This window comes from Ruegeria sp. YTSA144, assembly GCF_059610125.1.
This window is the reverse complement of record NZ_JBXWNA010000001.1, coordinates 1,359,160-1,380,345: the sequence shown is the minus strand read 5'-3', so window position 1 is coordinate 1,380,345 and position 21,186 is coordinate 1,359,160. Positions and strand designations below refer to the sequence as shown.

Here is a 21,186-nt window from a genome sequence, read left to right as displayed (position 1 = left end):
GCTGTGGATCGGGCCGTCGCCGCAAGCCAGTGCCGCTTCACGCACGGCCTCGGAATAGGTCGGGTGCGCGTGGCAGGGTTTGACGTGGTTCGGCGCAGCCGATGAAAGGTCCGGTGGACCTTTCACGCGTCAAACGGGCGGAGCCCGACCTGCCTAGCTGTGGATCGGGCCGTCGCCGCAAGCCAGTGCCGCTTCACGCACGGCCTCGGAATAGGTCGGGTGCGCGTGGCAGGTCAGGGCCAGATCCTCGGCGGATGCGCCGAATTCCATTGCCACGCAGACCTCGTGGATCAGATCGCCTGCTGCGGGGCCGATGATATGGGCGCCCAGGATACGGTCGGTTTCCTTGTCGGCCAGGATCTTGACGAAACCGTCAGAAGCAAAGTTGGCTTTGGCGCGGCCGTTGCCCATGAACATGAACTTGCCGACCTTGTAGGCACGGCCTTGTTCTTTGAGCGTCGCCTCGGTTTCACCGACATTGGCGACCTCGGGCCACGTATAGATCACACCCGGTATAACACCATAGTTTACATGGCCATGCTTGCCCGCAACCTGTTCCGCAGCGGCCATGCCTTCATCTTCGGCCTTGTGCGCCAGCATCGGGCCTTCGATCACGTCGCCGATGGCGTAGATGCCCGGTACGTTGGTCTGCCAGTCCGCACCCACCTTGATCTGGCCGCGCGGGGTCATCTCGACGCCCAGAGCGTCCAGCCCCAGACCATCGGAATAAGGTTTGCGCCCGGTGGCCACCAGCACGGTATCGGCGTCGATCACATGCTCGCTGTCGTCCTTGAGCAGCTTGTAGGTCACCTTGGCCTTGGTCTTGGTTGCTTCGGTTTTCTGCACCGCCGCACCCATGATGAAACTCAGCCCCTGTTTCTTGAGGATACGCTGGAATGTCTTCTGAACTTCGGGGTCCATGCCCGGCGTGATTTCCTTGAGGAACTCGATCACCGTCACCTCGGCGCCCAGGCGGCTGTACACCGATCCCAGTTCCAGCCCGATCACACCCGCGCCGATCACCACCATTTTCTTAGGAATCTTGCCCAGAGACAGCGCACCGGTTGAGGTCACAACGACTTTCTCATCGACTTCGACACCGGGCAGCGAGGACGGTTCGGAGCCTGACGCAATGATGATGTTCTTGGTTTCATGGATTTCATCGCCAACCTGAACCTTGCCGGCCGCAGGAATCGAGCCCCAGCCTTTCAGCCAGTCGATCTTGTTCTTCTTGAACAGAAACTCGATGCCCTTGGTGTTGCCCTCGATCACCTCATCTTTGTAAGCCTGCATCTGTTTCCAATCGACCGAAGGCGATTTGCCCTTCAGGCCCATCTTGGCAAAGTTGTGTTCGGCTTCATGAAGCTGATGGCTGGCATGCAGCAACGCTTTCGAGGGGATGCAGCCCACGTTCAGACAAGTGCCGCCCAGCGTTTCGCGCCCTTCGACCACAGCGGTTTTCAAACCCAGTTGAGCGCAGCGGATCGCGCAGACATAGCCGCCGGGTCCGGCGCCGATTACGATGACGTCATAGTTTGCCATTACATTCTCCTAATCCGACCGGACGATCCGGCGCTTTCCCGACCCGATCTGGCGTGTCGGGAATATCTATTGTCAAACGGGTTCCAGCAGTTTGATCGAGATATGGGCAATGCCGCCTCGTTCATGGTGCATCGCCAGTTCTTCGGAACCGAAAAATGCCTTGGCCTTGTCCAGGTTGATCACCTCGAACATCGCGATCGCATGGTCCTTCTGATCGGGATCGCGCCAGACATGGAGGTCGCGGATGCCCGCGGCCTTGCGCATCGGCTTGTCCTCGCGGAACACTTTCAGCCAGGCGTCGAAATCGGCAACATCGGCCTGCCAGAGTACATGTGTCGCCATGGTTACAGATCCATCAGCAGGCGGCGCGGATCTTCCAGCGCCTCTTTCACACGTACCAGGAAGGTCACCGCGCCTTTGCCGTCAACGATCCGGTGGTCATAGGACAGCGCCAGATACATCATCGGGCGGATCTTGATCTCGCCATTGATGACCATCGGCCGTTCCTGGATCTTGTGCATGCCCAGAATGCCCGACTGCGGGGGGTTCAGGATCGGCGACGACATCAGCGACCCGTAAACACCACCGTTCGAGATTGTGAAGGTGCCACCCTGCATTTCGGCCATGGACAGCTTGCCATCGCGGGCGCGCTTGCCCTTTTCGGCGATGGCTTTTTCGATGGCTGCAAAGGACATGCTGTCCGCGTCGCGAATGACCGGTACGACCAGACCCTGCGGCGTGCCGGCCGCAACGCCCATGTGAACGAAGTTCTTGTAGACGATGTCGGTGCCATCGATCTCGGCATTGACCTCGGGCACTTCTTTCAGGGCATGGCAGCAGGCCTTGGTGAAGAAGGACATGAAGCCCAGACGCACGCCGTGCTTCTTCTCGAACTGGTCCTTGTACTGATTGCGCAGGGCCATGACCTCGGTCATGTCCACCTCGTTATAGGTGGTCAGGATCGCGGCGGTGTTCTGCGCATCTTTCAGGCGCTTGGCGATGGTCTGACGCAGACGGGTCATCCGTACGCGTTCTTCGCGGGCCGCATCTTCGGCAGCAACCGGTGCGCGCGGAGCCTGTGCAGCAGGTGCGGGCGCAGCCGCCGCAGGTGCCGGAGCCGAAGCAGCCGCAACCGCCTTGGCAACATCTTCTTTCATGATGCGACCATCGCGACCGGTGCCGGTGACCTGATCGGCCGACAACCCGGCTTCGGCCATCGCCTTTTCGGCAGACGGCGCATTTGCAACATCCTTGCCGGTGCTTGTCGCAGCAGGAGCCGCCGCCGCCGCCGCAGGAGCGGGCGCAGGAGCTGCGCCAGCGGCCGCGCCAGAGATGACTGCCAGCTTTGCGGTTGCATCCACGGTTGCACCTTCCGGTGCGACGATTTCCGCCAGAACACCCGCAGCCGGGGCCGGTACTTCGACCGAGACTTTGTCGGTTTCCAGCTCACACAACATCTCGTCCTGCGCGACGCTGTCGCCGACTTGCTTGAACCAGGTCGAAACCGTCGCCTCAGTCACGGATTCGCCTAGCGTGGGCACCATCACGTCAACCGACCCGCCCGATGCGGTAGGTGCGGCCTCGGGGGTTGCTGCCGCTGTTGCCGGGGCAGGCGCGGCTGCACCTTCGCCGGCAGCAATCGTCGCCAGCAGAGCATCGACACCAACCGTTTCGCCTTCGGCGGCCACAATCTCACCCATCACGCCGGCCGAGGGAGAGGGCACTTCGACCGTGACCTTGTCAGTCTCCAGCTCACACAGCATCTCATCCACGGCGACCGCATCACCGGGCTTTTTGAACCATGTTGCAACAGTGGCTTCGGTGACCGACTCGCCAAGCGTGGGAACACGAACTTCAATCGTCATCGCTTATTTTCCTTCGAGGCTCAGCGCTTCGTTAACCAGCGCTTCTTGTTGGGCTTTGTGTTGGCTGGCCAGGCCCGTTGCGGGCGAGGCCGAGGTTGCGCGACCGACATAAGCCGGACGGGTATGTTTCGCGCCGATCCGGGAAAGAACCCATTCGATATTGGGCTCGATAAAGGTCCATGCGCCTTGGTTCTTGGGCTCTTCCTGACACCAGACCATTTCGGCATTCTTGAACCGTTCAAGCTCGTTGATCAGAGAATGCGCCGGGAAAGGATAGAACTGTTCGATCCGCATCAGGTAAATGTCGTCGATGCCGCGTGCATCGCGTTCCTCCAGCAGGTCGAAATAGACTTTGCCGGAACACATCACCACGCGTTTGATCTTGTCATCCGCCACCAGCTTGGTGTCGGAATTGCCCTTCTGGGCATCATCCCACAGTACCCGGTGGAAGCTGGAGCCGGTGGTGAAATCCTCGGCGGTGCTGACCGCCAGCTTGTGGCGCAGCAGTGATTTGGGCGTCACCAGGATCAGCGGTTTGCGGAACGTCCGGTGCAGTTGGCGGCGCAGAATGTGGAAATAGTTCGCAGGCGTGGTGCAGTTTGCCACGATCCAGTTGTCCTGACCGCACATTTGCAGGAACCGCTCCAGCCTTGCCGACGAATGCTCGGGGCCTTGCCCCTCGAACCCGTGCGGCAGCAGACAGACCAAGCCGGACATCCGCAGCCATTTCGATTCACCCGAACTGATGAATTGGTCGAACATGATCTGCGCGCCGTTGGCGAAGTCCCCGAACTGGGCTTCCCAAAGAACAAGCGCATTTGGTTCGGCCAGCGAGTATCCGTACTCGAACCCGAGCACAGCATATTCGGACAACATCGAGTCAATCACTTCGTACTGCGACTGACCTGCGCGAATGTTGTTCAGCGGGTAGTACCGTTCTTCGGTTTCCTGATGAATGAACCCCGAATGGCGCTGGCTGAAGGTGCCGCGCGTGGCGTCCTGACCTGCCAGGCGTACCGGGTACCCTTCGGTCAGCAGGGATCCGAAAGCCAGCGCCTCACCAGTGGCCCAGTCAAAGCCTTTACCGGTTTCAAACATCTGTTTCTTGTGCTCAAGCAGACGACCAACCGTCTTGTGCATGGCAAATCCGCTTGGTGCGCGGGTCAAGGCGCCACCGATTTCTGCCATGGTTTCGGGCGTGATCGCCGTCTCGCCGCGCATGTATTCGTCTTTGTTCTTGTCAAGATGCGACCAGCGCCCATCCAGCCAATCGGCCTTGTTGGGTTTATAGTCCTTACCGGCCTCGAATTCGTCGTTCAGATGGGCCTGGAAGGCCGCTTTCATATCCTCGATCTCACCTTCGGGGATCAGGCCATCCTTGACCAGGCGTTCCGTGTACAGAGACAGCGTGGTCTTATGCGTCTTGATCTTCTTGTACATGATCGGGTTGGTGAACATGGGCTCGTCGCCCTCGTTGTGACCAAACCGGCGATAGCAGAAGATATCCAGAACCACGTCCTTGTGGAATTTCTGGCGGAACTCGGTCGCCACCTTGGCTGCATGAACAACCGCCTCGGGGTCATCCCCGTTCACGTGGAAGATCGGGGCCTCGACCATCAGCGCGATATCCGTTGGATACGGGCTGGAGCGTGAGAAATGCGGCGCGGTGGTAAAGCCGATCTGGTTGTTCACCACGATATGCATTGTCCCGCCGGTGCGATGCCCGCGCAGACCGCTCAGGCCAAAACCTTCGGCCACGACGCCCTGTCCGGCAAAGGCCGCATCCCCGTGCAGCAGAATGGCCATGACCTTGGTGCGGTCCGTGTCGCCCAACTGATCCTGCTTGGCGCGGACCTTGCCCAGAACCACAGGGTTCACCGCCTCAAGATGCGACGGGTTCGCAGTCAGCGACAGGTGCACGCTGTTGCCATCAAACTCGCGGTCGCTGGAAGCACCCAGATGGTATTTCACGTCGCCCGAACCATCCACGTCTTCGGGTTTGAAACTGCCGCCCTGGAATTCATTGAAAATGGCGCGGTACGGTTTGCCCATCACGTTGGCCAGAATGTTCAAACGGCCCCGGTGCGGCATGCCGATGACGATGTCGCTCAGGCCCAGCGCGCCGCCGCGCTTGATGATCTGCTCCATCGCCGGAATAAGCGCCTCACCGCCATCGAGACCAAAGCGCTTGGTGCCCATGTACTTGACGTGCAGGAATTTCTCAAAGCCTTCGGCCTCGACCATCTTGTTCAGGATGGCTTTGCGGCCTTCCTTGGTGAACTGGATTTCCTTGCCATAGCCCTCAATCCGCTCTTTCAGCCATGCAGCCTCTTCCGGGTTCGAGATATGCATGTATTGCAGCGCAAAAGTACCGCAATAGGTCCGCTTCACGATCTCGACGATCTGCCGCATCGAGGCAACCTGAAGGCCCAGAACGTTGTCGATGAAGATCGGGCGATCCATGTCGGCGTCGGTGAAGCCGTAGGTCTTGGGGTCGAGCTCTGGGTGATTGGTTGCCGCGCGCATGCCCAGCGGATCCAGATCGGCGGCCAGATGACCCCGGATGCGGTAGGCCCGGATCAGCATCAGGGCGCGCAGGCTGTCCAACACCGCACGCTTGATCTGGTCATCGCTGACTTCGACACCTTTGTCGGCGGCCTTTTCCTTGATCTTCTTGCCTGCGGCCTTGGCGTCAATCTCGGCCCACTCACCGGTCAGCGCACCGGTCAGATCATCGGCCGGCATCGGAGGCCAGTCCGTGCGCGCCCACGAAGGCCCTTCGGCCTCTTTCTGCACATCAGGCGCGGCGTCGCCCATGGCCTTGAAGAACTCGACCCAGGCAGCGTCTACCGCACCGGGGTTCTTGGTGTACTGCGCATAAAGCTGTTCCAGGTATTCGGCGTTGTGCCCCTGCATGAAGCTGGAGGCATGAAAGGCAGTATTGGGCGAGTGTTCGGTCATTGGGCTACCTCATGTGGGTTGGGACCGTATTGATTGGTGCCTGGCTGGCTGGGGCGGGTCAGCCACCACAGCACCAGGAGGGGCGACACCACCAGAACGATAAGTGTCGGTATGACGATCAGCAATGTTGCGCGGGTGAACAAAATGTCCAGAGTGCCACCATGCTGGAAATGAGAGGCGAGGCCGATGCCGAAGATCAGAACCGCAAAGGCCCCAAGGATCAGCAGGATCGGCAGCAAAGCATAAAGCCCGCTGCGCCCGGTATCATGCATCCGTCGCCACGCGACAGCCAGATGCGGGAAGAAAACGATCAGGCCGACGATGCTCTGCACCGGTTGCGAAGAAGTGGCGGTGATGGATTTGGACGTATCCGTCTCAGTCACAGTGACCTGAGTGAAGAACTGCCAGTCAATGATCCCGGCGATGATGTTCCAGATCACGATGAAGAGAAAGAAGAACCAGTATTCGGTCCGCGAGGCACGGCCTGAGAAGGTGAAGAACTTGGCGAAACAGGTGCGGATGGCGTCGGAGAAGGTCATCTTCATAACCCGCAAACTATGCTGGCGCGGTGATAGTCGCGCAGCCTGTCAACAAATGTCGGTTCCAAATCTGATACAACCGGCGTGTCTCCACAAAGCTGCCTGCCAAATGTAAACAATGCGCCCGAGGAAATTAGACTGGGGTCATAGGACACGATGTTCGGATCGCTTGGAAAATCGACCAAGACCACTCTGATCCCATCTGGTGCTTTTTCCTGAGCCAAGCGCTCTGGATATGACGCTGCCCATAAGAAAAGGGCCAAAATCCCACCCAGAAGGCAGCAGAAAAAACCTATGATCTTGAGAAATCTCATTTCGGATGTCCCGCCCGACGGCAACGCCAGGCAGCGCCCGACCCTCCCCCCGGGAGGGCGCTTGCAGCACCCACCCAGGGTCGGGCGTTGTCCTCAGCGCCTTTGGAGGGCCGGATTTCCATTACCCAATCGCTTCCAGCACGGCCTCACCCAGCTGCGCCGGGCTTTCGGCCACGACGATACCGGCCGCGCGCATGGCTTCGATCTTGTCTTCGGCACCGCCCTTGCCACCAGCGACAATCGCGCCCGCGTGGCCCATACGGCGGCCCGGAGGGGCTGTGCGGCCAGCGATGAAACCGGCGGTCGGCTTCTTGCGGCCTTTCTTGGCTTCATCCGCCAGGAATTGCGCGGCTTCTTCTTCGGCCGAGCCGCCGATCTCACCGATCATGATGATCGACTCGGTCTCGTCATCGGCCAGGAACCATTCCAGAACGTCGATATGCTCGGTGCCTTTGATCGGGTCGCCGCCGATGCCCACGCAGGTGGACTGGCCCAGACCCACGTCGGTGGTCTGCTTGACGGCCTCATAGGTCAGTGTGCCCGAACGCGACACGACGCCGACCGAACCGCGCTTGTGGATGTGGCCGGGCATGATCCCGATCTTGCAGGCGTCGGGCGTGATGACACCGGGGCAGTTCGGGCCGATCAGACGCGACTTGCTGCCTTCCAGCGCGCGCTTCACCTTCATCATGTCCAGAACCGGGATGCCTTCGGTGATGCAGACGATCACTTCCATCTCGGCATCAATCGCTTCGAGGATCGAGTCAGCCGCAAAAGGCGGCGGCACGTAGATCACGCTGGCGTTGGCTTCGGTCACGTGCTTGGCCTCGTGGACCGAGTTGAACACGGGCAGGCCCAGATGCTCCATCCCGCCTTTGCCGGGGGTGACGCCGCCGACCATCTTGGTGCCATAGGCAATGGCCTGTTCGCTGTGGAATGTACCCTGCGAGCCGGTAAAGCCCTGACAGATCACTTTGGTGTTTTCGTCGATGAGGACTGCCATTTTGTCCCTTTCTCTAGGCGGTGTTGGATTGATTGGGTTCGGTCGCCGGCAGAACCTGCGGCGCATAGGTAATTTTCTCGAGCGTGGCGCGTCCCAGCGCCAGATTGGCCGTCGTGCGCAGGCCGCTGCTGATTTCAGCGATGCCGCGCCTGACTTTTTGCCGGATCAGGGGCCAGCCTGTTGGCCGCGCGCGCGGTGCACCCATATTGTATTCGCCGGGAGCTTCGTTGCCCTGTTCGACCATGGCCGGGATCACCTGATAGATGTTGATCTGACGCGCCGCCGGCGAGGCGGACGGGTTGAACAACAAACCATCCAGCGTGATGTCAAAGGGTTTCTGCGCCAGAAAGTGCCGCGCCGTTTCGCGTGTCAGCGCATAAGCTGCACCACCGGGATGGCGCGAGCGCATCAGGCGCAATTCCCGCCCCAGATGGGGCAGCCGCTTGCGCCCAAGGGCCACGTAAAGCTTCGTGCTGCGCCAGCGTTCGAACCGCACGATGTCGGCATCCTCTGGCCACCATGATGCATCATTCAACCAGTCTGCCAATTCCGGTGTCAGAAACACATCATCCTCAAGGATCAAGGCCTGTTCCGCCCCCGAGGCGATCAGCGCCTCCCACGCTTTGGCATGGCTAAGGGTACAGGCCATGTCCTTGGTGTGGAAATAGCCCCAAGGTCCTTCCGCCCGGCATTCGCGCAGGAAATCCTCACGGGTGGCGGCGTCGCAATCAACAGCATTGACGCGCGTCGCCGACAGGCCTGCCTTTTGCAACTCCTGCTCCATCAAACGCGCCCGCCCGGTGGCGCGTTCTAGGCCTATGAGGAAGATAGGGATGGTCATGGGGTTACGTTTCCAGTCAAATCAGGCAGTCCGCATCCAGCGCAATCTGTTTTGCGAGCCAGTAAAGCCCTGACAGATCACTTTGACATTTTCGTCGATGAGGACTGCCATTTTGTGGAGTCTCCTTGTCAGTTAGATGCGCTCAATGATGCACGAAAGTACTGTTTGCCGTTGTTCACGATCGTGGGTGTGAAGTTCATAACTGAATCTCCGCGCGAGTTTGTTCGAGTCGCGAACGTGTTCGGATCGACGTCGATTTTCGCATTCCCGTCAGTTCCTTGCGTGCTTCCTACTGCAAGTAGCAGACCGAGTTCCTCTGGTTTCGCTTTCGACGAAAAAACCATGGAGCAAACTTTGCCAGACGAGCTACGTGTCAGTTTAAAAGACACATCTCGCTTGCCATCGTAAAAAGTTCCCGTTTTCGAGTGAGCTTGAAACCCGTTTTGGGCAAGCACTTTCTTAGCCTTACGAAAGTTCGGATAAGTTTTAGCGCAGACACCGATAAACAGGTTTGCAGTGTCCTCCAAGCCCAAGCCTTTGGTGCCTGGTTCGAGGTCTTGAGCTGAGGCCGAAGAAGCGAAGAACGCTGACATCAAAATCAGACAAGCAGCTACAAGGGAATGACGAAAACCGACGGTCACTTGCTTCAACCCTTAACCGCCTTCACGATCTTCTCGGCGCCGTCTTTCAGGTTGTCCGCCGCAATCACGTCCAGACCCGAATTGTTGATGATCTCTTTGCCCTTCTCGACATTCGTGCCTTCCAGACGCACGACCAGCGGAACTTGCAGACCAACTTCTTTCACCGCGGCGACAACGCCCTCGGCAATCACATCACAGCGCATGATGCCGCCGAAGATGTTGACCAGAATGCCTTTGACCTGCGGGTCCGAGGTGATGATCTTGAACGCCTCGGTCACTTTCTCTTTGGTGGCACCGCCGCCCACGTCGAGGAAGTTGGCAGGCTCAGCCCCATAAAGCTTGATGATATCCATGGTGGCCATCGCCAGACCGGCACCGTTGACCATACAGCCGATCTCACCATCCAGCGCGATATAGTTCAGGTCGTATTTCGAGGCTTCCAGTTCCTTGGGGTCTTCCTCGGTCGTGTCGCGCAGTTCGGCGATATCCGGGTGGCGGTAGACCGCGTTGCCGTCAAAGCCGACCTTGGCGTCCAGCACCTTGAGGTCGCCGCTGTCCGAGACGATCAGCGGGTTGATCTCCAGCATCTCCATGTCCTTTTCGACGAAGGCTTGATAGAGCTGACCCATCAGTTTGACGCATTGCTTGACCTGCGCGCCTTCCAGACCAAGCGAGAAGGCGATACGGCGGCCGTGATAGGGCATGTAGCCGGTGGCCGGATCGACCGAGAAGGACAGGATTTTCTCGGGCGTCGCGGCGGCCACTTCTTCGATGTCCATGCCGCCCTCGGTCGAACAGACGAAGGAAATGCGGCTGGTCTGGCGATCCACCAGCAGGGCCAGGTACAGTTCACGCTCGATGCCCGAGCCTGCTTCGATATAGATGCGGTTGACCTGCTTGCCGGCCGGGCCGGTCTGATGCGTGACCAGTGTGCGGCCCAGCATCTTTTTGGCTTCTTCGGCCGCTTCTTCAACCGATTTGGTCAGACGAACGCCGCCTTTTTCACCGGCATCGGCCTCTTTGAACGAACCCTTGCCGCGACCACCTGCGTGGATCTGTGCTTTGACAACCCAAAGCGGGCCGTCCAGCTCACCTGCTGCGGTTTTGGCTTCTTCGGCGCGCAACACGGCGCGACCATCGGACACCGGTGCGCCATAGCTGCGAAGGAGGGCTTTGGCCTGATATTCGTGAATGTTCATCGAAACTGTCCCGTCTGACTGCGTTTAATCGTTATAGGGGTGTCTAGCGGGCAAGTTTAAAGGGTTTTTTGATGCTCGATGGGTTTTTAGCGAAGATTTTCGTTATTTGTGATCACAGTATTTTAGGGTGTGATCACAAACTTTACGATGTGGCAAAACGATTCGAAAAAACGGCGCAGCATAAGAAAATCATATTCGAAAAAAGGGATTTGCGGCGTTTGCGCCAACATTTGCGACCGGGGCATGCGCGGGCCAAACGAAAACCGGCCCTGAAACGGGCCGGTCTCAAACTCGGACTGTATGGCTGACTTATGCCAGCGAGCTGTCGATGCCCTTGCACGCGTCGATCAGGCCCTTCACGGCGTTCACAGAGTTGTCGAACCCTGCCTGCTCGTCTTCGTTCAGCTTGATGTCGACGATACGCTCGACACCACCAGCACCGATGACGGTCGGAACGCCGACATAGAGGCCATCGACGCCCAGCTCGCCGTTGCAGTAGGCCGCGCATGGCAGAACGCGTTTCTGGTCTTTCAGATAGGCCTCGGCCATTTCGATCGCCGACGTGGCAGGCGCGTAATAGGCCGACCCGGTTTTCAGCAGGCCAACGATTTCCGCGCCGCCGTCCCGGGTGCGCTGCACGATGGCGTCCAGTTTCTCTTGCGTGGTCCAGCCCATCTCGACCAGATCAGGCAGCGGAATACCGGCAACGGTCGAGTAGCGTACCGACGGCACCATGGTGTCGCCGTGGCCGCCCAGCACGAACGCGGTGACGTCGCGCATCGAGACGTTGAACTCTTCCGACAGGAAATGTGCAAAGCGGGCCGAGTCCAGCACCCCTGCCATGCCACAGACCTTGTTGTGCGGAAGGCCCGAGAATTCGCGCAGGGCCCAGACCATGGCGTCCAGCGGGTTGGTGATGCAGATCACGAACGCATCGGGTGCGTGGGCAGCGATGCCTTCACCGACCGACTTCATGACTTTCAGGTTGATGCCCAGCAGATCATCGCGGCTCATGCCCGGCTTGCGGGCCACACCTGCGGTCACGATGCATACATCCGCACCGGCGATATCGGCATAGTCGCTGGTGCCTTTCATCGAGGCGTCGAACCCTTCCGAAGGGCCGGATTCCGCGATGTCGAGCGCCTTGCCCTGCGGCAGTCCGTCTGCGATGTCAAACAGGACAACGTCACCCAGTTCTTTGACAGCTGCGAGATGTGCAAGCGTGCCGCCGATGTTCCCCGCGCCGATCAGCGCAATCTTGGGTCTGGCCATTTGGAGTTTCTCCATATCCGGTCGGTATTGAAATCGCGGTTGTGCTAGTCGTTAAAACGTCAATAGGCAAGAGTTCTGCGACGTGGCATACAACCGCATACTGTTTGCGGGCCCTGCTTTGATTGCGCTAAACGGCCTTTGACACAAGCCAAAACCGGGACTGTCACATGTTCGAGCTGAACCTTATGTTTTTTGCCGTGGCGATCCCTGCCGTGATCTTTGCCGGCATTTCAAAGGGCGGTTTCGGTTCCGGCGTGGCTTTTGCGTCGTCGTCGATTCTGGCCTTGATCCTGACACCCGGGCAGGCTTTGGCCTTGATGCTGCCGATTCTGATGGTGATCGATGTGGCCACGTTGGGTCCTTATTGGAGACGGTGGAGCTGGCCGGATTCACGTCTGCTGATTCTGGGCGCGGTGCCCGGCGTGGCGATGGGAGCATGGCTTTATCGTGCAACGGATGATGATCTGCTGCGCCTGCTGATCGGTGGAATCTCTGTCGGGTTCGTGATTTGGCACATGGCGCAATCGCAAGGCTGGGTGCGGGGGTTTGCCAGGCGACTGCCGCCGTCTTCTGGTTTGTTTGCCGGGCTGGTCGCGGGTTTCACAAGCTTCGTCAGCCACGCCGGCGGCCCCCCGGCGGCTGTCTATCTTTTGTCGCAACGGCTGACCAAAACCGAGTTTCAGGCCAGCACGGTATTGGTTTTCTGGGTGATCAATATCGCGAAATTCGTGCCCTACGCTTATCTGGGCATGTTCACATGGCAGACGTTGTGGGCGGACTTGTTGCTGACACCCTTTGCGATCCTGGGGGCATGGCTGGGCGTTCGGGCGCATTTCATGTTGTCCGAACGCCTGTTCTTCGGGCTCGCCTATGTGCTGCTGACACTCACCGGCAGCAAGCTGATCTGGGACGCGTTTACCTGATCAGGCATTGGGGGGCAGCGCCTCGGCCACCTCTTCAAAAGCCTGACCGGAAGCCACAAGGCAGGTGATCCCGTTTGGCAACGTCACCGTGATCGTCCAGCTGCCGGTTTCGCCCGAGGCAAAAAGCTCCATAACAACGCCTTTCCGGGCCAGTCCCAAACCCCTGCGCGTTTCACCATAGGCCTCATGCAAGCGCTCCAGCACAGCTTCTCTGGGCGCACAGTTTTGACCCTGAGCATGCACATGTTGCGCGGCCAGGACCATGATCCCAAGCCCCATCGTCATCTTGAACACCGTCTTTTGCATCCCGTACCCTTTTTTGATTCCAACTGCCGATCAGGGTGGGTGGCAAGGGACGAAATCCGGTTAAGGGAACGCACGTTGCGTCGGGTTTGCTGCAGTGCGGCGATTTTATGCTTGAACTTTCCTGCAAAAAATGCCCCATTCCGCGCAACTTTATTTCAATGGGAGTGGTCCATGGATCCTCGTCAGCGCCCCTATCGTTCGGTTCTCTACATTCCCGGTTCGAAGGACCGGGCCCTGGACAAGGCCCGTTCTTTGCCTGTGGATGCGATCATCTTCGACCTGGAAGATGCAGTTGCAGCGGACGAAAAAGAAAACGCTCGCGAAACGCTGAAAGAGGCCTTGGCCGCCGGGGGGTATGGGGCACGGGTCAAGATCGTCCGGATCAATGGGCTGGATACCGAATGGGGGCGTGCCGACGCCGAGGCGGTGCGCGACATGGATGCCGATGTTGTCCTGTTGCCCAAGGTGAATGCGGCGGCTGACGTGGATGCACTGGCGGCGATCACCGGAGAAATGCCGATCTGGGCCATGATGGAAACACCGCGCGGAATGCTGAACGCCGCCGAAATCGCCGCGCATCCGTTGATGGCCGGGTTCGTGATGGGCACAAACGATCTGGCCAAAGAACTGCAAACCCGCTTCCGTCCTGATCGCTTGCCGATGATGACTTCGCTGGGTCTGTGCCTGTTGGCCGCCAAGGCCGAAGGGCTGATCATCATCGATGGCGTGTACAACGCTTTCAAGGATACCGAGGGTCTGGCCGCCGAGTGTGCGCAGGGCCGCGACATGGGCTTTGATGGCAAAACGCTGATCCATCCGGCCCAGGTCGATGTGGCCAACACGGCCTTCGCACCATCGGATGACGAGATCGATCTGGCCCGCCGCCAAATATCGGCATTCGAAGAGACCGAAGCGCAAGGACAGGGTGTTGCCGTCGTGGATGGCAAGATCGTTGAAAATCTGCACGTTGCAACGGCCCGCGAAATTCTGGCAAAAGCAGAGGCGATTTCAGCTTTGCAAGCGGGGTAAGCCAGCATGGGCTTTTTTCTTCTGATCTTGGGCGTGGCACTGTGGTGGGCGGCGCATCTGTTCAAACGTGTGGCGCCTGAACGCCGCGCCGCGATGGGCGACGGGGGCAAGGGGGCAGTCGCCCTGGCGCTGGTCGCGTCGATCCTGCTGATGGTGTTCGGCTATCGCATGACCGACTTCATCTATGTCTGGGCGCCGCCGACCTTCCTGATTCACGTCAACAATCTGTTGGTCCTTGTCGCGATCTACATGATGAGCCCAGCGGGCACAAAAGGCCGAGTGCTGAACAAGTTTCGCCATCCGATGCTGGGTGGGTTCAAGCTGTGGGCCTTTGCGCATTTGCTGGTGAACGGAGATCTGGCCTCGATCATCCTGTTCGGCGGTCTTCTGGCATGGGCCGTGGTGGAAGTCATTGTAATCAACAAGTCCGAACCCGACTGGACGCCGGGTGAGCCCGGTACTTACGGCAAGGATGCGATGTTCTTTGTGGCCTCGATCGTTCTGCTGGGGATTATCGGATATATCCACGGCCTGGTCGGTCCGTCTCCGTTCGGCTCATGAGGACCTGACTCCATGGCGAAACTCTATCGTTTGTTGACCGAAGAAGACACGTCAGCCTTCTGCCACAAGGTGTCGGATGCGTTGGCAAAGGGATGGGAGCTGTACGGCGACCCGTCCTATGCCTTTGACTCAGCCAGCAACGTAATGCGGTGTGCGCAGGCCGTGACAAAAGAGGTCGAAGCCGACTATTCCCCCGACATGAAACTGGGACAACAGTAATGGTAAAAACAAATCCGGGCCGATTTTTCGAGGATTATTCCGTAGGGCAGGTACTGCAACACGCTGTGCCACGCACAGTGACCGAGGGCGAACGCGGTTTGTATCACGCGCTTTATCCCGCACGCCACGCTCTTTATTCCTCGGACGAATTTGCCCGGGATTGTGGTTTGCCGGAAAGTCCGCTTGATGATCTGGCCGCGTTTCATCTGGTGTTCGGTAAGACAGTACCGGATGTTTCGCTGAACGCGGTTGCCAATCTTGGCTACGGCGAAGGCCGCTGGCTGAAACCTGTCTACGCCGGTGATACTCTGCGGTCCGTGTCCGAGGTGATTGGTCTCAAACAGAATTCCAACGGAAAAACGGGTGTCGTTTGGGTCCGCACCCGTGGATTGAACCAATTGGACGAAGTGGTCATCGAATATGTCCGTTGGGTCATGGTGCGCAAAGCAGACGTGAATGCGCCAGCGCCCGAAACGGTTGTTCCCGAATTGAAGAAGGCATTGACACCCCAGGATCTGATCGTGCCCGAAGGTCTCGATTTCTCGAATTACGATTTCGCGTTGGCCGGCGAAGCGCATCGTTGGGGCGATTATGAAATCGGTGAGAAAATCGACCACGTGGACGGCGTCACCGTGGAAGAGGCCGAGCATATGCTGGCCACCCGGCTTTGGCAGAACACCGCCAAGGTGCATTTCGATCTGACGTTCCGCCCGGAAGGCAGGTTGATCTATGGCGGGCACGTGATCTCGATGGCGCGGACCTTGTCGTTCAATGGACTTGCGAACGCGCAGATGATTGTTGGCCTGAATGGCGGCGCGCATGCCAACCCCTGTTTCGCGGGTGACACGATCAAGGCCTGGTCCGAAGTCCTGGATAAAGCGGAAACCGGTGTTCCCGGCGTGGGTGCGATCCGTCTGCGCCTGGTGGCGACAAAGGGTGGCGATCCGTTCGTGTTGAAGACTGACGAGGGCCGGTATTTGCCCGATGTGCTTCTGGACCTCGATTATTGGGCACTCATGCCGCAGTAAGAGAACTGACGGTAATGTGAGCCATTTGCGTGCAAGCCGTGCTAGGCTTGCACCATGCATCTTCTGCGCGCGATACTAGCCAGTATTTGTCTGGCCCCGTCGGCTCAGGCCTGCGATCTGGCATTGGCCCTGGCGGTTGACGTTTCCGGCTCGGTCGACAGCAACGAGTACCGCATCCAGATGGACGGGCTGGCCGCCGGTCTGCGCGACCCGATCGTGTCCGAGGCGCTGGTGCGGGGTCAGGCGCAGTTGATGCTGGTGCAATGGACCGGGTCATCGCGCCAGCAGGTCACGATCCCCTGGACCCGTATCGACAGTTTCGCGGCGTTGGATCGTTTCGCCGGTCAGGTTGCCGCAGATCCACGCATCTGGCGGAATTTCTCGACGGCGATAGGTGAGGCGTTGCACACGACGCTGGACGCTTTTGATTCCGTTTCCGATTGCAAGCGACGTCTGATCGATCTGTCGGGGGACGGCGTATCCAATGAAGGGGTCGAACCAACGCAGGTTCATGCCGCTCTGCGCAACCGCGGCATTGTCGTCAATGCGTTGGCCATCGAAGAAAGTGAACCGGATCTGACGGCCTATTTCTTCGAGAATGTCATCGTGGGCGAGGGCGCTTTTGTGGTTTCGGCCTCGGGCTTCGCGGACTATCCGGAACGAATTCGCAAAAAACTGCTGCGCGAAGTGACGCAGCAAACGGCGGGCCTGAAATGACAGTCAGGAGATTCGTGATCACATGCCTTTGATCTTGAAATCGCTAACATTGATGACGGGGGATGTGAAATGTGATCACGACAATATTTTGTGTGATCACATACCTGAATAATCCGCCAATTTGCACTGAATTTAGTGGTTTTTGCACCCGCAGCACGTGACAGTGTCGCAAAAACCAGTAAAACGTTCGGTAGCCAACCGAAAAGGAGCCGCCATGGCCGATGTAAATCGGGGCAATCGCCCACTTTCGCCGCACCTGTCGATCTATCGTCCACAGCTGACGTCGGTCACATCCATCCTGACACGCATCACCGGAAACGCGCTTCTACTGGCGGCGCTGTTGATCGTCTGGTGGTTTCTGGCCGCAGCAACGTCGCCCGAGGCCTTCGCCGTTGCGAACGGAGTGATTACTTCGGTGCTTGGCGACCTGGTGATGGCTCTGTCCGTTTGGGGTCTTTGGTATCACACGCTGGCCGGTGTGCGACACCTGATCTGGGACAATGCGGTTGGTCTGGACCTTCCCACAGCGACAAAGCTGGGCTGGGCGGTTGTCATCGGATCGGTCGTTCTGACCCTTCTGACCCTTGTCATCGTCGCGTGATTGGAGGCCTGACATGCGTTATCTGACCGACCGCAAACGCGCCGCTGGCCTTGGCTCGGCGAAATCCGGCACAGCCCATTTCTGGGCGATGAAAGTCAGCTCGGTGGCTCTGCTGATACTTGTGCCTTTGTTTGTCTTCACCTTCGGCCCGGTTCTGGGTCAGCCGTTTGACGTGGTGCTCGAGTATTACTCGCGGCCTTTCCCAGCCATCGTGGCAGCATTGACGCTGGCGGTTGGCTTCAAACACTTCGCAGACGGTGCGCAGGTGATGCTTGAGGACTATGTTCACGGCACGCTTGAAAAGGTCCTGATCATCTTGGTGACCTGCCTGTCCTACGGTGCGGCTGCGGCCGGCATCTTCGCCATCGCGCGCATTGCCCTTTAATTCCCGGAGCTGAAAGAAATGGCTGCATACGAATACGAAACGCATGAATATGACGTGGTCGTTGTCGGCGCCGGTGGGGCCGGTCTGCGGGCGACATTGGGTATGGCGGAACAAGGCCTGCGTACGGCCTGCGTGACCAAGGTTTTCCCAACCCGTTCCCACACCGTGGCCGCGCAGGGTGGCATTGCCGCATCGCTGTCAAACATGGGCCCCGACCATTGGCAGTGGCACATGTACGACACCGTCAAGGGCTCGGACTGGTTGGGCGATACCGACGCGATGGAGTATCTCGCGCGGGAGGCACCCAAGGCAGTCTACGAGCTGGAGCATTATGGCGTGCCGTTCAGCCGGACGGAAGAGGGCAAGATTTATCAGCGCCCCTTCGGTGGGCACACCACTGAATTCGGAGAAGGTCCTGCGGTACAGCGCACCTGTGCAGCCGCCGACCGGACCGGCCACGCGATTTTGCATACGCTGTACGGGCAGTCGCTCAAGAACAACGCCGAGTTCTATATCGAATATTTCGCCATCGACCTGATCATGTCCGAGGACGGCCAGTGTCAGGGGGTCGTCTGCTGGAAGCTGGACGACGGCACCATGCATGTCTTCAACGCCAAGATGGTGGTTCTGGCGACCGGCGGCTATGGCCGCGCCTATTTCAGCGCCACCTCGGCCCATACCTGCACCGGCGATGGCGGCGGCATGGTGGCCCGTGCTGGGCTGGCCTTGCAGGATATGGAATTCGTTCAGTTCCACCCCACCGGCATCTACGGGTCAGGCTGCCTGATCACCGAAGGTGCGCGCGGCGAGGGCGGTTACCTGACCAACTCGGAAGGCGAACGGTTCATGGAGCGCTATGCGCCCCAGTACAAGGACCTCGCGCCGCGCGACTACGTTTCGCGCTCGATGACCATGGAAATCCGCGAGGGACGTGGCGTAGGGGCCGAAGGAGATCACATTCACCTGAACCTCAGCCACTTGCCTGCCGAGGCTCTGGCGGAACGCCTGCCCGGCATCTCGGAAAGCGCAAAGATTTTCGCGGGTGTGGATGTCACCAAGGAACCGATCCCGGTACTGCCGACAGTGCATTACAACATGGGCGGTATCCCCACGAACTATTGGGGTGAGGTTCTGAACCCAACTGCCGACGATCCGACTGCGGTCGTTCCCGGTTTGATGGCCGTTGGCGAAGCCGGCTGTGCCTCGGTCCACGGTGCGAACCGACTGGGGTCGAACTCGCTGATTGACCTCGTGGTCTTTGGCCGGGCGGCAGCGATCCGGGCCGGCAAGGTTGTCGACGCCGATTCCGCCAACCCGGTTCTGAACCAGGCGTCGGTCGACAAGGCGTTTGACCGTTTTGATACGGTGCGCAACGCCAGCGGCTCAATCCCAACCGCCGAACTGCGGCTTGAGATGCAAAAGACCATGCAGGCGGATGCGGCCGTGTTCCGAACCGCCAAGACCATGGCCGAAGGCGTCGAGAAGATGACAGCGATTGCCGCAAAGATGGACGACCTGAAGGTCACAGACCGTTCGTTGGTCTGGAACAGCGATCTGATGGAAACCCTTGAACTGACCAACCTGATGCCAAACGCACTTGCCACCATCGTCGGTGCCGAGGCCCGCAAGGAATCCCGTGGGGCCCACGCGCATGAGGATTTCAGCGAGCGCGATGACAAAAACTGGCGCGTTCATACGGTCAGCCGGGTTGAGGGCAACAAGGTTGAGCTCAGCTACCGTCCGGTCATCGTTGATCCACTGACGACCGAAGAACAAGGCGGTATCAGCTTGCAGAAAATCGCGCCCAAAGCGCGGACGTTCTAAGGGCTGGTCAGGAACAGGGCGAGATGGCAGAGTTTTCTTCGACCGATTATTGGCAACGCCGATATGAGCACGGCAAGACCTCGGGTGCGGGGTCTTACGGGCGTCTTGCTGTCTACAAAGCGAATTTCATCAACACGATGGTCGAGATGGAAGGCGTGGACTCGGTTGTAGAATTGGGTTCGGGCGACGGAAATCAGGCGCAATTGTTTGATATCCCGAAATATACCGGTTTGGATGTCTCGGACCTCTGCGTTCGGCGCTGCAACGAAGTTTTTCGATCCCGCCCCAATTGGGTGTTCAAAAACGCCGATTCCGAGGTTGAGCCGCATGACGTTTCTCTTTCGTTGGATGTCATTTATCATCTGACCGAGGACAGCGTTTTCGACAACTACATGCGGCGGCTCTTCGGGTTGGCACAGCGTTATGTCGTTATCTATTCGTCGGATTTTGACCTGAACCCTTCCAACCAGCATGTGCGCCATCGCCCGTATTCCGCCTGGATAGAAGACTTCATGCCCGGCTGGCAGCTCTATTGTGAAGAAGAGAACCCGTTTGCCGTCAAAGGGCATGCCCATGCCTCAAAGAACAGCTTCGCCGCGTTCAAAGTGTTCGAGCGGAGATGAACGAGTGACTGGCGCAAGCACCATATCGACCCGGGAAGCCAAACAAGCCGCTTTTGATCCTGTCAAATGCCGGTGGGGCGTTCAAAAAAGCGCAAGCCATGATGAAATCCCAGGCGCATCGCGGCGTATGCTATGCTGGTGCTTGCAATGACGGTCGAGAAACTCCAATCCGGGCAAAGTGATCCCAAGATCATCCTGATCGGCTTGAACCGATGTGCGACGACCTCGTTTCACATGCTGTTTCAGAACAGCGGGATTCCTTCGGTGCATTGGGAAGATGACCAGGGTCTAAACCTTGCACATCGCATGGTAACCAATATTGCCATGGGGCGCAGACCGCTGGATGGGTTTGGTACAGTCCGGGCCTTCACTGATATCGCCTTTGTCAATTCGCGCTTCATGCTGGACGGCGCACGGTTCTTTCGAGAGCTGCACGCGGCTTACCCGGACGCCTATTTCTTGCTGAACACGCGCAATCGCGATGACTGGATCGCATCACGTGCCAACCATTCCGGCGGTAGGTACCTTGAGCGATGCTGCAAGGCCAATGGACAGACGGCCGACCAGGTGAAGCGGGGCTGGGCGCATATGTATGACGTGCACCATTCCGAGGTCGAAGCTTTCTTTGACGACAACCCGCGCTTTCTGCGTTTTGATATCGACCGGGACGACCCGCAAAACCTTGCGGATTGGCTTTCTCCGGATTTCGACGTGAACATCGCCCATTGGGGGCATTATAACCGAGGGGCGTCTGAACGCGCCCGGACAGGCTGAAAGGCGGCCTTGTGCTGAA

Annotated in this window: 24 protein-coding genes; 12 read left to right on the top strand and 12 right to left on the bottom strand. The window is 58.7% G+C overall.

Going from position 1 to position 21,186, the window contains the following annotated elements; genetic code table 11:
• Positions 1-153: 153 nt before the first annotated feature.
• The 10 genes from lpdA to sucC form a co-directional block, all read right to left on the bottom strand.
• Positions 154-1,542, bottom strand: coding sequence for a dihydrolipoyl dehydrogenase (gene lpdA / locus AC2FF8_RS06950; RefSeq protein ID WP_496879257.1), 1,389 nt, complete (start codon positions 1,540-1,542; stop codon positions 154-156).
• 72 nt (positions 1,543-1,614) lie between these two features.
• The gene (locus tag AC2FF8_RS06945) at positions 1,615-1,884 is read right to left on the bottom strand and encodes a hypothetical protein (RefSeq protein ID WP_152456823.1); all 270 of its coding nucleotides are present in this window, start codon (positions 1,882-1,884) and stop codon (positions 1,615-1,617) included.
• A gap of 2 nt (positions 1,885-1,886) precedes the next feature.
• Positions 1,887-3,407 carry a 2-oxoglutarate dehydrogenase complex dihydrolipoyllysine-residue succinyltransferase gene (odhB, locus tag AC2FF8_RS06940; protein WP_496879256.1) on the bottom strand — a complete coding sequence of 507 codons (1,521 nt, stop codon included), beginning with the start codon at positions 3,405-3,407 and terminating at the stop codon, positions 1,887-1,889.
• A 3-nt stretch (positions 3,408-3,410) separates the two neighbouring features.
• A complete protein-coding gene (locus AC2FF8_RS06935; RefSeq protein WP_496879255.1) occupies positions 3,411-6,368 on the bottom strand; it encodes a 2-oxoglutarate dehydrogenase E1 component in 2,958 nt (985 codons plus the stop codon).
• Entirely contained in the window at positions 6,365-6,907 is a 543-nt protein-coding gene (locus AC2FF8_RS06930; protein ID WP_170346355.1) for a DUF805 domain-containing protein, read from the bottom strand. The genes AC2FF8_RS06935 and AC2FF8_RS06930 overlap by 4 nt, the downstream gene beginning before the upstream one ends.
• 2 nt (positions 6,908-6,909) lie before the next feature.
• A complete protein-coding gene (locus AC2FF8_RS06925; RefSeq protein WP_170346356.1) occupies positions 6,910-7,221 on the bottom strand; it encodes a hypothetical protein in 312 nt (103 codons plus the stop codon).
• A 121-nt stretch (positions 7,222-7,342) separates the two neighbouring features.
• The gene (gene sucD, locus AC2FF8_RS06920) at positions 7,343-8,224 is read right to left on the bottom strand and encodes a succinate--CoA ligase subunit alpha (RefSeq protein WP_170346357.1); all 882 of its coding nucleotides are present in this window, start codon (positions 8,222-8,224) and stop codon (positions 7,343-7,345) included.
• 13 nt (positions 8,225-8,237) lie between these two features.
• Positions 8,238-9,065, bottom strand: coding sequence for a glycosyltransferase family 25 protein (locus tag AC2FF8_RS06915; RefSeq protein WP_496879254.1), 828 nt, complete (start codon positions 9,063-9,065; stop codon positions 8,238-8,240).
• Positions 9,066-9,193: 128 nt separating this feature from the next.
• Entirely contained in the window at positions 9,194-9,715 is a 522-nt protein-coding gene (locus AC2FF8_RS06910) for a hypothetical protein (protein WP_496879253.1), read from the bottom strand.
• On the bottom strand, positions 9,712-10,905 hold the full coding sequence (gene sucC / locus AC2FF8_RS06905) for an ADP-forming succinate--CoA ligase subunit beta (RefSeq protein WP_496879252.1): 1,194 nt from the start codon (positions 10,903-10,905) through the stop codon (positions 9,712-9,714). The genes AC2FF8_RS06910 and sucC overlap by 4 nt, the downstream gene beginning before the upstream one ends.
• Before the next feature lie 71 nt (positions 10,906-10,976).
• Between sucC and AC2FF8_RS06900 the strand changes: the two genes are divergently transcribed.
• Positions 10,977-11,213: a hypothetical protein gene (locus AC2FF8_RS06900; protein WP_496879251.1), complete on the top strand. Its 237-nt coding sequence runs from the start codon at positions 10,977-10,979 to the stop codon at positions 11,211-11,213.
• A 1-nt stretch (position 11,214) separates the two neighbouring features.
• Here AC2FF8_RS06900 and mdh read toward each other — a convergent pair whose 3' ends face one another.
• Positions 11,215-12,177: a malate dehydrogenase gene (gene mdh, locus AC2FF8_RS06895; protein WP_117870353.1), complete on the bottom strand. Its 963-nt coding sequence runs from the start codon at positions 12,175-12,177 to the stop codon at positions 11,215-11,217.
• A gap of 167 nt (positions 12,178-12,344) precedes the next feature.
• Between mdh and AC2FF8_RS06890 the strand changes: the two genes are divergently transcribed.
• On the top strand, positions 12,345-13,100 hold the full coding sequence (locus tag AC2FF8_RS06890; RefSeq protein ID WP_496879250.1) for a sulfite exporter TauE/SafE family protein: 756 nt from the start codon (positions 12,345-12,347) through the stop codon (positions 13,098-13,100).
• Here AC2FF8_RS06890 and AC2FF8_RS06885 read toward each other — a convergent pair whose 3' ends face one another.
• Positions 13,101-13,406 carry a hypothetical protein gene (locus tag AC2FF8_RS06885; RefSeq protein ID WP_496879249.1) on the bottom strand — a complete coding sequence of 102 codons (306 nt, stop codon included), beginning with the start codon at positions 13,404-13,406 and terminating at the stop codon, positions 13,101-13,103.
• Positions 13,407-13,577: 171 nt separating this feature from the next.
• Here AC2FF8_RS06885 and AC2FF8_RS06880 point away from each other — a divergent pair, with 171 nt between their 5' ends.
• The 10 genes from AC2FF8_RS06880 (at position 13,578) to AC2FF8_RS06835 (ending at position 21,167) form a co-directional block, all read left to right on the top strand.
• On the top strand, positions 13,578-14,435 hold the full coding sequence (locus tag AC2FF8_RS06880; RefSeq protein WP_496879248.1) for an HpcH/HpaI aldolase/citrate lyase family protein: 858 nt from the start codon (positions 13,578-13,580) through the stop codon (positions 14,433-14,435).
• Between the two features lie 6 nt (positions 14,436-14,441).
• Positions 14,442-14,996: an NnrU family protein gene (locus tag AC2FF8_RS06875; RefSeq protein WP_171119697.1), complete on the top strand. Its 555-nt coding sequence runs from the start codon at positions 14,442-14,444 to the stop codon at positions 14,994-14,996.
• Positions 14,997-15,008: 12 nt separating this feature from the next.
• A complete protein-coding gene (locus tag AC2FF8_RS06870) occupies positions 15,009-15,215 on the top strand; it encodes a DUF1737 domain-containing protein (protein ID WP_170346365.1) in 207 nt (68 codons plus the stop codon).
• Positions 15,215-16,243, top strand: coding sequence for a MaoC family dehydratase (locus AC2FF8_RS06865; protein WP_425078940.1), 1,029 nt, complete (start codon positions 15,215-15,217; stop codon positions 16,241-16,243). Before AC2FF8_RS06870 ends, AC2FF8_RS06865 begins: the two co-directional genes overlap by 1 nt.
• Before the next feature lie 54 nt (positions 16,244-16,297).
• Complete coding sequence (locus AC2FF8_RS06860) at positions 16,298-16,960, top strand: DUF1194 domain-containing protein (RefSeq protein WP_496879247.1); 663 nt, start codon at positions 16,298-16,300, stop codon at positions 16,958-16,960.
• A gap of 214 nt (positions 16,961-17,174) precedes the next feature.
• The gene (gene sdhC, locus AC2FF8_RS06855) at positions 17,175-17,561 is read left to right on the top strand and encodes a succinate dehydrogenase, cytochrome b556 subunit (RefSeq protein WP_170346368.1); all 387 of its coding nucleotides are present in this window, start codon (positions 17,175-17,177) and stop codon (positions 17,559-17,561) included.
• Positions 17,562-17,574: 13 nt separating this feature from the next.
• Positions 17,575-17,946: a succinate dehydrogenase, hydrophobic membrane anchor protein gene (gene sdhD / locus AC2FF8_RS06850; RefSeq protein ID WP_117870336.1), complete on the top strand. Its 372-nt coding sequence runs from the start codon at positions 17,575-17,577 to the stop codon at positions 17,944-17,946.
• 18 nt (positions 17,947-17,964) lie between these two features.
• Complete coding sequence (sdhA, locus tag AC2FF8_RS06845; protein WP_496879246.1) at positions 17,965-19,770, top strand: succinate dehydrogenase flavoprotein subunit; 1,806 nt, start codon at positions 17,965-17,967, stop codon at positions 19,768-19,770.
• Between the two features lie 23 nt (positions 19,771-19,793).
• Positions 19,794-20,393, top strand: a complete 600-nt coding sequence (locus AC2FF8_RS06840; protein WP_425078937.1) for a class I SAM-dependent methyltransferase — start codon at positions 19,794-19,796, stop codon at positions 20,391-20,393.
• A gap of 132 nt (positions 20,394-20,525) precedes the next feature.
• Positions 20,526-21,167, top strand: a complete 642-nt coding sequence (locus AC2FF8_RS06835) for a sulfotransferase (RefSeq protein ID WP_170346371.1) — start codon at positions 20,526-20,528, stop codon at positions 21,165-21,167.
• The last annotated feature ends 19 nt before the right edge of the window (positions 21,168-21,186 follow it).

What these genes read in the sequence shown, in the direction of transcription:
- lpdA (WP_496879257.1), bottom strand. Translation starts at nt 1,542, where the DNA reads ATGGCAAACTATGACGTCATCGTAATCGGCGCCGGACCCGGCGGCTAT.
- AC2FF8_RS06945 (WP_152456823.1), bottom strand. Translation starts at nt 1,884, where the DNA reads ATGGCGACACATGTACTCTGGCAGGCCGATGTTGCCGATTTCGACGCC.
- odhB (WP_496879256.1), bottom strand. Translation starts at nt 3,407, where the DNA reads ATGACGATTGAAGTTCGTGTTCCCACGCTTGGCGAGTCGGTCACCGAA.
- AC2FF8_RS06935 (WP_496879255.1), bottom strand. Translation starts at nt 6,368, where the DNA reads ATGACCGAACACTCGCCCAATACTGCCTTTCATGCCTCCAGCTTCATG.
- AC2FF8_RS06930 (WP_170346355.1), bottom strand. Translation starts at nt 6,907, where the DNA reads ATGACCTTCTCCGACGCCATCCGCACCTGTTTCGCCAAGTTCTTCACC.
- AC2FF8_RS06925 (WP_170346356.1), bottom strand. Translation starts at nt 7,221, where the DNA reads ATGAGATTTCTCAAGATCATAGGTTTTTTCTGCTGCCTTCTGGGTGGG.
- sucD (WP_170346357.1), bottom strand. Translation starts at nt 8,224, where the DNA reads ATGGCAGTCCTCATCGACGAAAACACCAAAGTGATCTGTCAGGGCTTT.
- AC2FF8_RS06915 (WP_496879254.1), bottom strand. Translation starts at nt 9,065, where the DNA reads ATGACCATCCCTATCTTCCTCATAGGCCTAGAACGCGCCACCGGGCGG.
- sucC (WP_496879252.1), bottom strand. Translation starts at nt 10,905, where the DNA reads ATGAACATTCACGAATATCAGGCCAAAGCCCTCCTTCGCAGCTATGGC.
- AC2FF8_RS06900 (WP_496879251.1), top strand. Translation starts at nt 10,977, where the DNA reads ATGCTCGATGGGTTTTTAGCGAAGATTTTCGTTATTTGTGATCACAGT.
- mdh (WP_117870353.1), bottom strand. Translation starts at nt 12,177, where the DNA reads ATGGCCAGACCCAAGATTGCGCTGATCGGCGCGGGGAACATCGGCGGC.
- AC2FF8_RS06890 (WP_496879250.1), top strand. Translation starts at nt 12,345, where the DNA reads ATGTTCGAGCTGAACCTTATGTTTTTTGCCGTGGCGATCCCTGCCGTG.
- AC2FF8_RS06885 (WP_496879249.1), bottom strand. Translation starts at nt 13,406, where the DNA reads ATGCAAAAGACGGTGTTCAAGATGACGATGGGGCTTGGGATCATGGTC.
- AC2FF8_RS06880 (WP_496879248.1), top strand. Translation starts at nt 13,578, where the DNA reads ATGGATCCTCGTCAGCGCCCCTATCGTTCGGTTCTCTACATTCCCGGT.
- AC2FF8_RS06875 (WP_171119697.1), top strand. Translation starts at nt 14,442, where the DNA reads ATGGGCTTTTTTCTTCTGATCTTGGGCGTGGCACTGTGGTGGGCGGCG.
- AC2FF8_RS06870 (WP_170346365.1), top strand. Translation starts at nt 15,009, where the DNA reads ATGGCGAAACTCTATCGTTTGTTGACCGAAGAAGACACGTCAGCCTTC.
- AC2FF8_RS06865 (WP_425078940.1), top strand. Translation starts at nt 15,215, where the DNA reads ATGGTAAAAACAAATCCGGGCCGATTTTTCGAGGATTATTCCGTAGGG.
- AC2FF8_RS06860 (WP_496879247.1), top strand. Translation starts at nt 16,298, where the DNA reads ATGCATCTTCTGCGCGCGATACTAGCCAGTATTTGTCTGGCCCCGTCG.
- sdhC (WP_170346368.1), top strand. Translation starts at nt 17,175, where the DNA reads ATGGCCGATGTAAATCGGGGCAATCGCCCACTTTCGCCGCACCTGTCG.
- sdhD (WP_117870336.1), top strand. Translation starts at nt 17,575, where the DNA reads ATGCGTTATCTGACCGACCGCAAACGCGCCGCTGGCCTTGGCTCGGCG.
- sdhA (WP_496879246.1), top strand. Translation starts at nt 17,965, where the DNA reads ATGGCTGCATACGAATACGAAACGCATGAATATGACGTGGTCGTTGTC.
- AC2FF8_RS06840 (WP_425078937.1), top strand. Translation starts at nt 19,794, where the DNA reads ATGGCAGAGTTTTCTTCGACCGATTATTGGCAACGCCGATATGAGCAC.
- AC2FF8_RS06835 (WP_170346371.1), top strand. Translation starts at nt 20,526, where the DNA reads ATGCTGGTGCTTGCAATGACGGTCGAGAAACTCCAATCCGGGCAAAGT.